This window comes from Vibrio sp. 10N.261.54.A5 (assembly GCF_041471145.1).
Classification (GTDB): domain Bacteria; phylum Pseudomonadota; class Gammaproteobacteria; order Enterobacterales; family Vibrionaceae; genus Vibrio; species Vibrio crassostreae_C.
Window position 1 is genome coordinate 46825 of record NZ_JBFRNU010000008.1, and the last position, 15506, is coordinate 62330.

Sequence of the window (15506 nt, forward strand, 5' to 3'; positions counted from 1 at the left end):
AAGCCATGAAGGGATCTGTGATCAAGCGTATGTACGCTGGTTTCGCACTGATCATCATCATGTTCGCAGTCACGATAACCATCATGATGAACAGCATGAATCAGATACACAGCAATTTTGAGAGTGTCTCAGAAACCTCATTACCACTTGTCGCGCTTTCAAATCAAACGAGTGTTCAATTGCTTTCTGCTGATAAGTCATTCAAAGATTTCTTAACCACACAAAACGCTGAACGCATGTCTGCAATGCGTACAGAATTTGCTGCATCACAAAACTCGTTTTCAGAAGTTCTCGGTAGTTTAGAAGCGGCAAGCCAAAACAATGCTTCACTTGTTGAACGTATCGCGCAATTAAGAGCAATGGAAGAACGCTACTTCGCCGAAGCTGACGAAGCGATGAACAACTACGTCGCGATGTTCGAAGCACAAGAACAAGTACAAAAAGCGTCTCGTGACTTCCAACGCTTACATTCAGAATTAACCGTTGGTATGAAAGAGTACGTTGCCGACCAAAAAAGCATCTCTGTAAAAGTGATGGCAAAGAGCTACTTCATCAAACTGCAAGACGCAGAAGTTATTACCTCTGATGCACTTGCTAGCTCTGATGTTGCCTTCGTTCAAAAAGCCCTTAACCAAAACAAAAAGGCCGTTACTCATCTTAACTACGCTTATCGAGGTCTATCAACACAACTACCAGCACTTAAAAATGTCTTCGATGAGTCGGTTCAGAAGTTCACCAAAGACGTTGGTCAGAAAGGTGGCGTACTAGACAAACACAACAACTACCTACAAGCCAAACAAGCGTTGTACGTGAACATCGCTAACCTAGCTCTAGAAGTTGACCAAGCGATGGCTGTTTTGGACTCATTCAACGTGACCGCTGAAGAGCAACTTAACTCATCACTCGCTGACGCAAGCAGCATCTACGACAAAGGCCTATTCAACGCGATTGCCATTGGCATTGTTGTGACTGTGTTCGCTGCTGCGATTGGTTACCACATTGCACACAGCGTACGAGAGCCATTAACTCGCATCCTCGGTACATTAGAAGGTCTAACTGAAGGTGATATGACTCAGCGTATCGATATTCGCTACGACAACGAATTCAGCCGCGTGAGCCGTCACATCAACACCTTGGCTGACAACCTGCACAATATCCTTGTGAAGTTGAATGATGCTTCAGATGACTTAACTAAGACTGCAAGCGTCAACCAGAAGACGTCATCTGAAACGCAGGCTCAATTGAACAGCCAACGTGAGCAAACCGCGACTGTTGCGACCGCAATGACAGAGATGTCTCATTCTGTACAAGAAGTGGCAAACAGCGCGCAAAGCTCACTCACCATGGTTCAACAAGTAGAATCGGCTTCTGAGTCTGGTCGTCAGATCATGAACACCAACATCAGCACCATTAATCAGCTTGAAGTTCGCCTTACTGAATCAGTGGGCGCTGTAGGCGAGCTACAACAGATGAGTAGCCAGATTGGTTCAATCCTTGACGTTATTCGTGGTATTGCTGAACAGACCAACCTACTTGCACTTAATGCGGCAATCGAAGCAGCGCGTGCAGGTGAACAAGGTCGTGGTTTTGCAGTCGTTGCCGATGAAGTACGAGTGCTAGCACAGAAGACCACTCAATCAACCTCTGAAATCGAGACTATGATCAGCAATCTGCAATCAAGCTCGAAAACTGCAAGTAACGTAATTGAAAGCTGTATGAGCGATATGGACATGTCGGTTCAACAAGCTTCAAGTGCAAACAGTGCGATGGAAGAGATCCAAGCCTTGATTCTAGAGATCAGCCACATGAGTACACACATCTCTCAAGCAGCCGCTGAGCAGAGTGAAACGTCTGGTGATATTGCACGCAACATCGAAGACATCAACCACATCGCAGATAAGAGTTACCAAGCGATGTCTTCAATTGCGGAGGCAAGCCAAAACCTAACAATTTTGGCGAATCAGCAAGGTGATTTAGTACATCAATTCAAACTATAGATAAATGAAGAATCGATAGATATTTAGTGAGATTGTTGAGACTTCTTACCCAATAGTGGTGACTAATTGAGCTAGGGCAACTTTTATCAAGGGTTGCCCTTGTTTTTTATGAGCTTTGTCATTATATGATTATTAAGGCTTGCTGCTTCCCGTTTTTTCTTTCACCTTTATGAGCGAGCCGCTATTAAGGAATTTATATGGCTGTTCATGTTGGCATTATCGATCAAGACCCCATTCGCTTGCTCACCCCATTACTTGATAACCGAACGGTCAGCACTCACATCGTGTTTATCGGTGACAAAAATCAAGTCAGTATGTACAAACGTTTAGACAGCGTTTTGCACAAGCGCGACATTACGAGTGAGTTTTTCGAAATTCCGACCATCGTAAATACATCTGTCATTAAAGAATCTATCCAAACCCTTGCCGAAGACCTCAAAGCACGCGGTCAAGAAGTGAAGCTCAACGCAAGTTGTGGCCTCCGTCACCGCCTACTTTCTGTGTACGAAGTATTCCGTACTTACCACTGGCCAATCTTCGTGGTTGAACCAAATAGCGACAAGCTTTGCTGGTTGTACCCTAATGGTAAAGAAGACGCACAAGTTCAAGACCGCATCACTATCGACGACTACCTAACTGTGTTCGGTGCTCGCGGTGAATTCAGCGATGTTCAGCTGTCTCCGCAACTGGATCAGAAACTTTATGAACTGGGTGAACGTTGGGCAAGTAACGCACTCGAACTAGGCCCTGGCCTTGCGACATTGAACTACCTAGCAACGACCTGCCGTAAAGAACAAAAACTTGATGTAGGCCTATCTGAGAAGCAACAAGGCTATCGCGAGCTCAACATGCTGTTGAGCGATTTGGTTGAAGCTAAAATTGCGACTTACGACAATGGTATTTTGACCTTTGCCAACGAAGACGCGCGCCGCTTCTCAAACGGTGAATGGCTTGAAACATTGGTTCACAGCACAGTTAAGCAGATCCAAGATGACATGCCGACCATTCAAGACCGTTCTTTGAATGTTCAGGTATACCGTCAACTGGGTGAACGTGAGGTTCGTAACGAGCTTGATGTTGCCTCTGTGGTGAACAATAAGCTGCACATCATCGAATGTAAGACCAAAGGCATGCGTGATGATGGTGATGACACCTTGTACAAACTGGAATCGCTTAGAGACCTGCTAGGTGGCCTACAAGCACGTGCAATGTTAGTGAGCTTCCGCCCTCTTCGCCATAACGACATCACACGAGCTGAAGATCTTGGCCTTGCATTGATTGGCCCTGACGAATTGAAAGATCTTAAAACACACCTAACGGCATGGTTTACAGCTGCGGGTGGCAGTGAAGATCTAGAGTACTAAAAACCAATAAGCTCATGAGAGCTCAATGCTCTTAAGCAGATTGTTAAAAAGGCGAATGACGATTAAGTCACTCGCCTTTTTTGTTGTCTGTTTTCTCTATTGATTACTTTCAGACGGCACAAAAAAATGGCCGCATCATACGATGCGGCCATTTTCAAAATTTAATGTCACTTGAAGACTTAATGCTCTCTAAAACTCAGAGCACTTTAAGACTTAAAGCATTTTACGAGCGGCTTCTACAACCACTTTGATTGAACGTGCTTCTGTTACTTTTAGAGTGTCGTGATCAGGCGTCTCTTTTTGAGTACGGTTGATGATTACACCAGCAACACAACCTGCTTTCAGACCAGAACTTGCACACATAGTTAGCAGTGTTGCAGATTCCATCTCGAAGTTTAGAACGCCCATGTCTTGCCATTCTTGCATAGAGCCTTGGAAGCGCTTAACAACGCGACCAGAGAACGTGTCGTAACGCTCTTGACCTGGGTAGAACGTATCGCTTGATGCCGTTACGCCCATGTGAACTGTTGCACCTGATTCATCAACTGCCGCTTTCATTGCTGTTGCAACTTCAAAGTCAGCCACTGCTGGGAACTCCATAGGAGCAAAGTGTAGGCTAGCGCCGTCTAGACGAACAGAACCTGTAGAAACAATCATGTCACCCACGTTTACGTGAGGTTGGATAGCACCAGTCGTACCAACACGTAGGAAAGTGCGAACACCAAGTTGAGCAAGCTCTTCAACTGCGATAGAAGTCGATGGACCACCAATACCTGTTGAACATACAACAACTGGTTTGCCGTCTAGCTCTGCGCGGTAAAGCGTGTATTCACGGTGACTAGCAAGGAATACTGGGTTCTCCATCTCTTCTGCAATTTTTTGCACACGAGCAGGATCACCAGGGATGATCGCAAGAGTAGCACCGTTAAGATCTGCTTCAGTAACACCTAAGTGGAAAACAGCTTGAGACATAGTTCGCTCCTTTTGGCTTATTGGGCTTTTTACCCTTATTTAAGCTCATAGTAAATTCGTGGGGTACGAACACACTCTAACCAAGCTCATTACAAAATGAAGTGACACATGTCACATGAATGATCGCAACAATAATTCAAGTTTCACAAAAAACCGATTGGCATCACAAAAATAAGCAATCCGCACGCCTATGTTGCATACTAATGAGACAAAAAGCGCCTTTAACGTATTACCGCTAAAGGCGCTTTTATATTAAGAATGCTCTATGTCGGTGAGCTCGATTTAGTCCGCTTTAGATTTAAATCGAAGCAGACGCAATGCGTTCAATGTCACCAATGCAGTTGCACCACTATCCGCTAAAACTGCCACCCACAAACCGGTAATACCTAACAAGCTTGTCACCAAGAATACGACCTTCAAACCAAGCGCAAGGGCTACGTTTTGACGGATGTTGTTCATGGTCGCTTGCGACAGTTCAATCATCGCTGGCAGCTCAGTTAAACGGTTATGAGTCAGTGCTGAATCCGCCGTTTCCAAAGCGACATCCGTACCACCACCCATTGCGATGCCGACATTCGCCGTTTTCATTGCTGGTGCATCATTAATGCCATCACCGACCATCGCCACGTGCGACTGTTGAGATAACTCCTCAACGTAAGATACCTTGTCGCTTGGCAATAGGCTTGCCTTGTACTGCATACCAATCTTGCTACTGATCGCTGCTGCACTGCGCGGATTATCGCCGGTCAACATGATAGATTGAATACCTAATTCATTAAGTCGTTCAATCGCAAGCTTAGCGTCACTGCGTAACGTATCTTGCCAAGCAATCAGACCAATCACCGTCGTAGCTTGCTCTGTTGATTCTTCTTGATCTTTAACCTCAAGAGCAACCACAACCGTCTTGCCCTCACCTTCTAATGCTTCTACCTGAGAAACCACATCGGCACCAAGTTCGAACGTGACTTTAGACGGTGACAGAACCTGATACTTAACACCATCAACATCCCCTTCAACACCACTACCAATCAACGCTTTCTTGTTGTGTGATTCAGGAATCTCAATATTCAGGTCTTTTACTTTAGCGACAAGTGACTGCGCCAACGGGTGAGTAGAGCCAACTTCAATCGCCCCAACCACACGCAGCATCGCGTCTTGTTGCCACCCCGATAGAGGTTGAATATCCGTAACCTGAGGCTTACCTTCGGTCAGTGTGCCTGTCTTATCGAAGGCGATGGTTTGGATTTTACCAAGCTGCTCTAGCGCTGCGCCACCTTTAATGAGCGCACCACGTTTCGCTGCTGCTGCTAAGCCAGAGGTAATCGCTGCAGGAGTCGAGATAACCAAGGCACACGGACAAGCAATCAACAATAGCGCTAGGCCACGGTAAACCCATGTTTCCCATGGCTGCACAAACAACAATGGTGGTGTGATGATGACCAACAGAGCCACTACCATCATTAACGGTGTGTACCAACGGCTGAACTTATCGAGGAATCGCTCTAGTGGTGCTTTACGAGACTCTGCTTCTTCAATCAGATGAAGAATGCGATCGATCGCGTTCTCACCCTGTTTTGAAGTGATGGTGATACGAACCACTTTATCGACCACCACAGCGCCAGCCATGATGCTATTGCCTTCGATGTGTTCAACAGGAACAGATTCACCGGTTAACGCACTTTCATCAAAGCTTGCCGCGTCTGTAATCAATTGGCCGTCAGCAGGTAAACGAGAGCCCGCGGCCACTTCAATCACATCACCTGGAACCAGTTCACTGACTGCTACTTCTACACGCTCGCCGTTGATGATCTTAGTCGAGTTTTCTGGTACCAATGCCATTAGCGCTTGAACGCCACTTCTTGCTCTTGATGAAGCAAACGCTTCTAAGCGCTCACCAATCAAGAACAACAATAGAACCATCGCTGCTTCCGCAGTTTCGCCAAGGTACAAAGCACCCAGCGCGGCAACACTCATTAAGGTTTCAATAGCAAACGGTGTACCTGAACGCGCCAGCTGAACCGCTTTCTTCGCCACCGGATATAAACCAAGCAGACAAGTTACCGTAAACAAGCCTTCACTTAATTGAGGTGAGGTGATTTTTACAAGCGCCGCAAACAGCATTGCCGCTGCAATCGCGATAATCTGTAAATTAGGTTGGATATAAGCTTGCCAAAAAGTCTCAGGTTGTTGTTTTTCTTTCTTTGAACCGACTTCCGTAAGAGGGAAACCCGTTTTGATAGAGACCTGTTCAATGGTGTCAGCAAGGCTTTCATTATCGAATTTCACAACCAGCTTTTCGGTAGCAAAGAGAACCTTCGCTTGAATAACACCGTCAATATTGCTGATCGCGTTTTCTATTTTTCTTGCACAAGCTGGGCAGTCCATTCCGGCAACCAGCCAACTTTTCGAAAATTTGGCATCGAGAGATAAAGTTGAGGACTGACTGTCTTCTTCTCCACTATCCGACGAACTACAACAATCATCTCCAGACGATGACGAAGCAGCAGAAGAGCTACAACAACCAGATGAAGTACCTGCTGCTGTGATGCTTGAAATTTTAGGGCTAGAGCAACTTGCTCCTGCCGCTTGAGGTTGAACGTCCACTTTTGCTGAGCGGCACGCTGCATGTTTTGCGCACATAATGTATCTCCTTAATACTCAAAAGCCTTGAGGTTGTTGCTAACTTACGAGCAACAGAACCTTAAGTTCATCAAAAGTATAAACCTTGGAGGCTACTCCAAGGTCAAGAAGAAGTTTTCAAGAAAACAAAAATATTATGCCAGCGCCGATGGCTTACTGAGATTTAAGCTCCGCACACTCTTCACGGTTAGCGGATACATCATCAATAAGAACCGCATCGTGTGAACAGAATGGCTGAGTGTTCAAGCTGACAATCGACACATCATCTTCCACTGGATCAACTTGAGATCCTTGCATCAGTTCAGCGATATGATGTCGAAGCACCAAGATACCTAAAATTCCGAACAAAACATTACCCAAAGCTTGACCATAGAGAACACCCAAAGCGCCATACCATTGCGAACCTAGATATACGAACGGCAGAGTACCTAACGTCGCTTTACCCAAATTCAATGCTGTCGAGTAAAGCGGTTTACCTAGGTTGTTGAAAGACGTGTTGGCAACAAATAGTGCACCGTTAAAGGTGAAGGTTAACGCCACATAGGTACAGAAAGCCGCCACAATGATTGCTGCATCACCTTGTAAGCTAAAGCCTTGAATGACATAACCTTGAACGAAGTACAACAGAATACAAACAGCGATGGTGTATGCCGTAGTAACCAGTAATGAGTTATTGAGTGTTTCTTTTACTCGGTCCATGCGTTCAGCACCAAAGTTCTGACCAATGATTGGCCCCACAGCGCCAGACAAGGCAAAGATAACCGCAAAACAAACTGGCGTCAGACGACCTATCACGGCAAAGCCCGCGACAAAATCCTCACCATATTGTGCGATACCCGTTGTTACAATCGCATTACCGATAGGCGTTGCGGTATTGGTGATAATCGCAGGCAGCGCAATCGCCAATATTGGTCGAATATTAATGCGCCATTGCACAAAAGAAGGCGGAGCTACCAGCTGATGGCTGCGAATAAGAGGATAAAGCGAAAAGAATAGCACCGAGAAACGAGCGACAACCGAAGCGATAGCCGCCCCTTCGATGTTCCAACCAAAACCAAAAATAAACAGAGGATCGAGAATCGCGTTAACAATGCCGCCAGACAAAGTTGCCCACATCGAACGCTTAGCATCACCTGCCGCTCTTAAGCCCGCACCCGCTGCCATCGCTAACGCCAAAAATGGACCACTAGGTAGCAAAATCTGTAGGTAAGCTTGAGCGCGTTCGGCTGCAATGCCTTTGGCGCCTATCGCGACTAGCAGCTCTGGAATATAAGCGAACATGATTGCAGTTATGGTTGAACTGATAACAAACGCAGTCAGCATGATACTGGTGCTTAGGTTTCGAGCGTGCTCTTGATTCTTAGAGCCGATGGCTTTGGACACTAATGCGCCCATGGCAATGGAAGTACCGATAGAAACGGAGGTAGAAAAGAAAGTCAGCGTACCTGCAAAGCCTACCGCAGCAGCCAATTCAACCTGTCCGAGCATACTGATAAACAGCATGTCGAGCAGATCGACCACAAATAACGCCATCAAACCGACAGAGCCAGCCCCCGACATCACCAATATGTGGCGCATCGTTGAACCTTCAACAAACTTTGCCGTTTGATTTGACATGAAACCTCCAAAAGTTGGAATACCCAAGAGCTAAAGCCTAATCAGCTGTTCAACTGGCTAGGGATCCAAAAAGAAAGGATCGACCAAGAAAAGCGCTATACAGAAAAAAGGCGCTAGTGCGCCTTTTTTCAATTGAGAGTATTGAGAAAAATAATCGTTCTTAACACGCTACTATACCTGATGTTTGAAGCATTCTTCCAAGTTCTTGCCAATTGCTCTCAAAACATCAGTTCTGGTGATAATACCCACCAGTTTTCGATTATCGATCACAGGGTATGCTTTAGGTTTTCCAACCTGCATCATGTCCGCCAATTCAATAATGGATAAGTCAGGTGACACCGACAGCACTTCTTGGTACATACAGTCACCCACAAGGTGTGTGTCTTGGCAGAAGTAACTGACCTTCACAAGTTTCTCGAGTAAATCCTGCTCTGAAAGGAAGCCAATCACTTGTTCGTTATCATCGATTACGGGCCCACCCATATGGTGGCTACGCATCACTTTGTCTAACGCTAGACTTAACGGCATATCAGGAGTAAATGTCACAACCTGCTGCGTCATGTAATCTTTCACTTTAATAGAATGCATTGCGTTCTCCCTAAATACTTTGCGTCATATATTTTCTATCTTGTTAAGTTAATTGTTGTCTAAAATCTTGATTTTACTAAATGGATTTCAACAATTTTATTGATAGGCAAAACCTAACAAGACAAAAAAGTGAGACAAACAAAGGGTTGAGCACGTTTTCGAACGCCAGAAAAAAGAAAAAAAAGAGCCCTTACAAAGCCTTACTTTCCCTTGATTAACCTTACTTAGCCGAGCTAGCCTGCGTAAATAAACCCTGTAATCTTCACCTCACTAATAATTAGAAATCCCGTTTTAGGAAGTTTATGCAACACGACAACAACATGTACGCGTATATTTACGCAGGTAACGACGGCACAGAAAACACACTCATCGCCACTATCGATAATCAAGAAAAACCGCTGATATCAAGCTGCGTTGATGAGATAAAACGCATGTCATGCTTAGCCATTGATTTAGCAGCAAAACACGACCTAAAAGTGAAGCTGGTGAAATATCAAAGAGAACAAGAGATCGACTTCGGCCTATTCGTTAAATAGTGAATCCGACACTGATTTGGTTAATCTCTAACTGGCAGCCATAGTAGCATTAGCAAGCGCAATAGCCGTGAATGGCTGCCGAATTCGACCTGACAAGCCTAACGGGTAAAGGCTATAATGATCAGACGGCGCCCTTGCCGATTTTCATTGTCCAAATACGGTTTACTATGTCTTCCCAAACCCCACCTAAAACGTATCTAACGAATTCCTTATCTAAGTTAAAAAGCTACTTTAGTGAGTTATTGGATTTCCAATCACGCATTTGGGTGGTTCATATCTTTGAAGACTCTATTACCGATCAGTCGTTTGTGATTAATGAAGATGGCTTTAAAGAACCGCTAGAGTGGATGAAAAAACGTGATTACCAAGCGAGAATGCTTGATCGTGTTGATAAGATGAAAATCTCACAGGTGATTGAGATTCAGTTCGAAGACAAAATGCATCGCTTGATGCGAGTGAAGTAGCTTTATTGTTTGGGCGTTCACGAAAAGCCCTTGCTAGAAATCAAGTATAAAAAGGCCAGCGCTCGCTGACCTTCTCTCATTGATTACAAACCACCATCTAACGCGCACAATACTCATGCCACAGGCGCACCGCTTTCTGGTATGCCTCAGTTTTATCGTGCGTTTCTGCAAAGAGAATGGCTGTCATGCTGTCGACAACGGTATTCGCCATTAGCGCCATATCTTCAGCCGATGTGCCAAGTACACATTGACTAGGAAGTGGCAGCTCTAGGTTCATCATCTCTTCCCAGTAGAACGATTCGACTTTGTCAGGAGAGCTCATCCATACCGTTTGGCTAACTTTAGGATTATATTCCGACTCACCGTTCATCCCTTTGAATGAAATCACCGAGTGGGATTTATTTCCGATAACATGCTCAACTTCCGCATGAAGTTGTGGAAAGCCAGGATGGAAACTGCCACGCAGACCTAAACGGCCACCACCAGGATTCAATGCTCGAACTACCGTGTTAATTGGCGTTCTCAAACCGTAGCGGTGTTTCCAACCAATCATGGTTTGTGCTTCGGGCGCAAAGTTAGCTAGCGGTAAATAAGCAATGCCGTCTTGTTCAAGAATCGACTTAGCATGTTCAGGGCTCTCAGCACTTTGCACACCGACATCTTGCAAATGGCTTTCAACGTGCGTCCTACCGCTCGGCTTATCCATATAGCCATGCATTAACACTTTATAGCCATTGTCAGCTAAGATTTTTGCCGCCAACAAGTTCCAAGGCTTGCCACTGGCGTTATCGTTACGCTTACCTGCATAACACGGCCAATCAATATCAGCGCCTAAATCTGGCACTCGAGATTGAAACGCTTTTACAAAGCCAGCGATCTCTTCATTGGTTTCATTCTGCACACGAATCAACATCAGTAGCATTGCCATTTGGTCGTCACCGACTTCTCCGCTTAAATACTCATCCATGATGCGGTAGGCTTGTTCGAACGATAAAGGCTTACGCCCTCTTTCTCCTCGTCCAACTGTACGAATACACTCTAAAATACTACTCATTGATTGTTTATTCTCTTCCGTTGATATCAATAAAATTCGAATACACTTTCGATTCTATGATACCCACCGTGCATTGCAAAGCGATTCAGTTGCTCTCGACCGAATTACCAATACGCAGATTGGTGTTCTAAAAGTAAACTTACTGGTGTAAAATTAGCGTATGTAATGCTAACCGCGACATATTGAGTAGTATCCCGATGACTGTAAAAAAAACGCTGAGCCAAAGAAAACGTGAATCGATCGTTGCCGCTGCTATCGCAGAGTTTACTGAGCATGGCTACAAGGCCACCAGCATGGATAAAATATCGAGTCGCGCAGAAGTATCAAAGCGTACCGTATACAATCACTTTGCCAGCAAAGAACTGCTTTTAGATGAGATTCTAGACAGCATTTGGAGCAAAACTCTGGCCGCAACGCATTTCCCATATCAAGCAGAACTGCCACTTGAAGAACAGCTTTCCTCGATAGCCAATCAAGAGCTTGAGTTACTTGAGTCTGAAGGCTTCATCGACCTGTCACGCGTTTTGTTCTCAGAGTATTTCCATAACGCAGAACTGGCGCATCAAGCGATGGAAAAATATTCCCAAGCAGAAAGTGGACTTACAACCTGGATTAAAGCCGCGTTGGCAGACGGTCGTTTAGTAGAACTAGACCCACAATTCGCCTCCACGCAGTTCATTGGTCTGCTTAAGTCTTTTGCGTTTTGGCCGCAAATCATTGGTCATGTGCCGTCACCGGATGCTGCGCACAAACAAGTGATCATTACTTCAAGTGTCGAGATGTTCCTTAAACAATATCAGGCGTGATTTTGGTGGTTGATGAGAATTCAACCACAATAAAACCATCACTAGTATCTGCTGTTATTTTCCCTATACTGCAACCCACTTTCGTCATTACGACTCAGTAAAACTTCAACTTTAGGTAACCCTATGATTACTTTCACCACCAACTTTGGCGATATCGAGATTGAACTGAACCTTGAAAAAGCGCCAGTAACGTCGAAAAACTTCCTTAAATACTGCCAAGACGGTTTCTACGAAGGCACGACATTTCACCGTGTTATTGAAGGTTTCATGATTCAAGGTGGTGGTCACACTATCGACATGACAGAAAAACCAACTCGTGCCCCAATCGTCAACGAAGCAAACCGTGGCTTGAAGAATGTGATTGGTTCTGTGGCAATGGCTCGGACTGATGCACCACATTCTGCAACGGCGCAGTTCTTCATCAACCTTGATGACAACGATTTCCTAGATCACACCTCAACAACCAATGCTGGCTGGGGTTACGCGGTATTCGGTAAGGTTTCAGCAGGTATGGATGTGGTAAACAAAATTGCGAAAGCACCAACAACCATTCGCTGGGGACACGAAGATGTGCCTTGCGAAGATATTGTGATTACAAAAGTCACTATTCGCGACTAATTCATTCACGTCCTTTCCCGCCCCTAGTGCATTCGAATTGATGGCATAAAGAAAAGAAGGCTGTGCGATAGGACTATGGTGGTAAGGGTTCGACTTTACCACCTGTATTCAAAGCTCGTTGTTAGAATAGTTACCAGCGAGAACGATAAGTACGGTGACACCCTTTGCACGTCTTATTCGCAGAATTTAACCCTTGCTCTGCACTCGACAAGTCTTGTTCAACACTCGCCTGATAAAGCTCAGAAAAGCACTTGAAGAACAACCCACACTCGGCCTTGCGCCGAGTGTTTTATTTTCGTCTCGACGATTTGATATAGCAAAATAGTGAAGCAATGATCACCGCCCCACCGAGCAACTTCTGCATCTCTACACTTTCGCCAAGCACACTCACACTTAACAGCAGCGTCCACACAGGCTCAAGAATCATGATCAATGCCGCCACTTCCATGTTCACGGAGTGCTGACCGACCGTTTGCAGCAAGTAACGAATAGACGTTGCGATCACCGCAGAGACAATAAACCAGAAGACTAAGGTTTTGGTGATTTCGAACTCCGGCTGAGCAGTCAGAGAAGCAAAGGCTAAACCACTCACACCCACTACAAACAGCTGCACACAAATTGATGCGATAGGCTTGATATTGGTAATCACACGCTTGTTCATCACAAAGTGAACAGACAACAACATCGATGCTAACAAGAAGTAAACCTGACTCTGCTCAACATGCCAGCCGTTGCCCAAAGTCAGCAGTAGCATGCCGATAATCGCGATAGGGAAAGACATCCAAAACGCACGATTAGGCTTAACTCGAAAAAAAATCCAAGACACAAACGGTGCAATGATCATGGCTAAGCTCATGATGAATGCCCCTTCCGACAAGCTTTCTGTCACCGATACTGCAAACACCCATACCTGCAATGAAGCAGACAGCAGCAAACCCACTCCGCAAAGAGAAAGAACCTGCTTAAGCGAAAGCTTACGAATGTGATGAATACAAAACGGTAGAAGAATCAAACTCGCGACGAGGAATCGCACACCAATGAACACTGGCCCCGGCATTTCTAATACCACCAGCTTAGATGCAATCCATCCAATCCCAGCTAACAGGGTAGCAAATAGGAGGTAAAGCTCTCCGCGCATCGCTTTCATCATTTTACTTGGTCCAATAACAAAAAAAGCAACCCGACTCTGCAAGGTTGCTTTTTATAAACATTCAACAGGATCAAGATACTATCTCAATACTCTGCTTCAGGCAGCTGTTTTTAGCCTGCGTATTCTGGGTAATCCGTTAAACCTTTTTCAGCACCACCGAACAATGTGTTTGGATCGTGCGCTGCAAGTGGGTAACCATTTTGAATACGAGCTGGTAAATCTGGGTTCGCAACGAATGGACGACCAAAACCAACCATGTCAGTTACGCCTTCAGTAACGGCTTTTTCGCCACGCTCGCTATCGTATTTACCCGCATAAATAAGGACACCCTCGTAGGCTTCACGAACTGCTGCTTTAAATGCTTTTGGCGTTTCAGGTGCATCGTCCCAGTCAACTTCTGCAATGTGTAGGTAAACAATTTTGTATAGGTTAAGTAGTGCTGCCGCCGCTGTGTAAGTCTCTACTGGTGTAGCGTCAACCGTACCATTCAACGATGTGAACGGAGCAAGGCGTACACCAACACGGTCAGCACCAATCGCTTCAACCATAGCTTCAACCACTTCGCCTAGGAAACGTAAACGGTTTTCAATTGAACCACCGTATTCGTCAGTGCGGTTGTTTGCTTCAGAATCGATGAATTGGTTGATTAAGTAACCATTCGCTGCGTGAAGTTCGATACCATCAAAGCCTGCTTCAACCGCATTCAAAGCCGCTTGGCGATACTGTTCAACCACCTCTTTGATGTCTTGTTTCGTCATTTCACGAGGTTCAACCACATCAACAAAGCCCGGTTCATCAGTACCGTTATCGATGAATACCTTTACGTTTTGTGCTTTAAGTGCAGAAGACGAGATTGGCTGTTCACCACCAATGTTGTCTGGGTGTGTTACACGGCCTACATGCCAAAGTTGAGCGAAGATAACGCCCTCTTTTTCATGTACGGCATCAGTCACTTTTTTCCAACCAGCGATCTGCTCATCAGAATAGATACCCGGAGTCCAAGCATAGCCTTGACCCATAGGTGAAATTTGTGTGCCTTCAGCAATAATCAAACCTGCAGAAGCACGCTGAGCGTAGTAAGCCGCCATCATATCGTTTGCTGAATTACCAGGTTGCGTTGCGCGAGAACGCGTCATCGGTGGCATAACAATACGGTTTTTAAGCTCGATATTACCAAGTTGAATTGGTTGAAATAGTGCGTTTGTCATTGTTATATCCTCGATTAACCTAGTTGAATCAGTTCGATTTGGTAGCCGTCTGGGTCAGTAATAAAAGCGATATGAGTTGAGCCGCCTTTCACTGGACCCGCTTCGCGAGTGACGTTGCCACCTAGCGATTTGATTTTGTCACATGCTGCGTAAATATCTTCTACACCCAATGCCAGATGACCAAACGCGCTGCCCATCTCGTACTCATTCGTATCCCAGTTGTACGTTAGCTCGATAGTCGTGCCGCCTTGCTCGTAGCCAACAAAAACCAATGTGTAGCGGTAGTCTTTGTTTTCATGGCGTTCAAGTTCCTTCATTCCCAATACCTTGGTATAGAACTCGATAGACTTGTCTAAATCAGTAACTCGGATCATTGTGTGTAGGAATTTCATATTTCGCCCTTGATACTTTAATCTCAGCCTCGTTCAGAAGCTAAGTAATGTTCGTTTAGGTTGACCTTGAGGCCACCTACTTCTCTGTTGCTAGGTATAT

The 15506-nt window shown here is 45.3% G+C and carries 14 protein-coding genes and 1 pseudogene; 6 read left to right on the forward strand and 9 right to left on the reverse strand.

What is annotated here, in order from left to right; translation table 11 throughout:
• Positions 1–5 precede the first annotated feature (5 nt).
• A complete protein-coding gene (locus AB4329_RS02220) occupies positions 6–1997 on the forward strand; it encodes a methyl-accepting chemotaxis protein (RefSeq protein ID WP_017068093.1) in 1992 nt (663 codons plus the stop codon).
• Between the two features lie 197 nt (positions 1998–2194).
• On the forward strand, positions 2195–3361 hold the full coding sequence (locus AB4329_RS02225) for a DUF1887 family protein (RefSeq protein ID WP_017065293.1): 1167 nt from the start codon (positions 2195–2197) through the stop codon (positions 3359–3361).
• 213 nt (positions 3362–3574) lie between these two features.
• Here the strand turns inward: AB4329_RS02225 and udp are convergent, their stop codons facing one another.
• The 4 genes from udp to AB4329_RS02245 form a co-directional block, all read right to left on the reverse strand.
• A complete protein-coding gene (gene udp / locus AB4329_RS02230; protein ID WP_017065292.1) occupies positions 3575–4333 on the reverse strand; it encodes a uridine phosphorylase in 759 nt (252 codons plus the stop codon).
• Between the two features lie 282 nt (positions 4334–4615).
• The gene (locus AB4329_RS02235) at positions 4616–6973 is read right to left on the reverse strand and encodes a zinc/cadmium/mercury/lead-transporting ATPase (RefSeq protein ID WP_372133352.1); all 2358 of its coding nucleotides are present in this window, start codon (positions 6971–6973) and stop codon (positions 4616–4618) included.
• 153 nt (positions 6974–7126) lie between these two features.
• A complete protein-coding gene (locus tag AB4329_RS02240; RefSeq protein WP_372137618.1) occupies positions 7127–8590 on the reverse strand; it encodes an MATE family efflux transporter in 1464 nt (487 codons plus the stop codon).
• A 171-nt stretch (positions 8591–8761) separates the two neighbouring features.
• Entirely contained in the window at positions 8762–9178 is a 417-nt protein-coding gene (locus tag AB4329_RS02245; protein WP_017060213.1) for a CBS domain-containing protein, read from the reverse strand.
• Between the two features lie 302 nt (positions 9179–9480).
• Between AB4329_RS02245 and AB4329_RS02250 the strand changes: the two genes are divergently transcribed.
• Both AB4329_RS02250 and AB4329_RS02255 read left to right on the forward strand, forming a co-directional pair.
• The gene (locus AB4329_RS02250; protein WP_017060212.1) at positions 9481–9714 is read left to right on the forward strand and encodes a hypothetical protein; all 234 of its coding nucleotides are present in this window, start codon (positions 9481–9483) and stop codon (positions 9712–9714) included.
• 167 nt (positions 9715–9881) lie between these two features.
• Positions 9882–10178: a hypothetical protein gene (locus AB4329_RS02255; protein WP_029235295.1), complete on the forward strand. Its 297-nt coding sequence runs from the start codon at positions 9882–9884 to the stop codon at positions 10176–10178.
• A gap of 97 nt (positions 10179–10275) precedes the next feature.
• Here the strand turns inward: AB4329_RS02255 and AB4329_RS02260 are convergent, their stop codons facing one another.
• Positions 10276–11262 carry a glycosyl transferase family protein gene (locus AB4329_RS02260; RefSeq protein WP_081324522.1) on the reverse strand — a complete coding sequence of 329 codons (987 nt, stop codon included), beginning with the start codon at positions 11260–11262 and terminating at the stop codon, positions 10276–10278.
• A gap of 167 nt (positions 11263–11429) precedes the next feature.
• Here AB4329_RS02260 and AB4329_RS02265 point away from each other — a divergent pair, with 167 nt between their 5' ends.
• Positions 11430–12038, forward strand: a complete 609-nt coding sequence (locus tag AB4329_RS02265) for a TetR/AcrR family transcriptional regulator (protein ID WP_017065287.1) — start codon at positions 11430–11432, stop codon at positions 12036–12038.
• Positions 12039–12161: 123 nt separating this feature from the next.
• Positions 12162–12656: a peptidylprolyl isomerase gene (locus tag AB4329_RS02270; RefSeq protein WP_017060208.1), complete on the forward strand. Its 495-nt coding sequence runs from the start codon at positions 12162–12164 to the stop codon at positions 12654–12656.
• Positions 12657–12786: 130 nt separating this feature from the next.
• Here AB4329_RS02270 and AB4329_RS02275 read toward each other — a convergent pair.
• The 4 genes and pseudogenes from AB4329_RS02275 to gloA all read right to left on the reverse strand — a co-directional run.
• A pseudogene (locus tag AB4329_RS02275) lies at positions 12787–12903 on the reverse strand (cytochrome c); the annotation flags it as partial.
• 42 nt (positions 12904–12945) lie between these two features.
• Positions 12946–13806: a DMT family transporter gene (locus tag AB4329_RS02280; RefSeq protein WP_372133350.1), complete on the reverse strand. Its 861-nt coding sequence runs from the start codon at positions 13804–13806 to the stop codon at positions 12946–12948.
• 110 nt (positions 13807–13916) lie between these two features.
• Positions 13917–15014 (reverse strand): alkene reductase, encoded by a 1098-nt coding sequence (locus AB4329_RS02285; RefSeq protein ID WP_372133348.1) that lies wholly within the window; start codon positions 15012–15014, stop codon positions 13917–13919.
• Between the two features lie 14 nt (positions 15015–15028).
• The gene (gene gloA, locus AB4329_RS02290; RefSeq protein WP_017084654.1) at positions 15029–15406 is read right to left on the reverse strand and encodes a lactoylglutathione lyase; all 378 of its coding nucleotides are present in this window, start codon (positions 15404–15406) and stop codon (positions 15029–15031) included.
• Between the last annotated feature and the right edge of the window lie 100 nt (positions 15407–15506).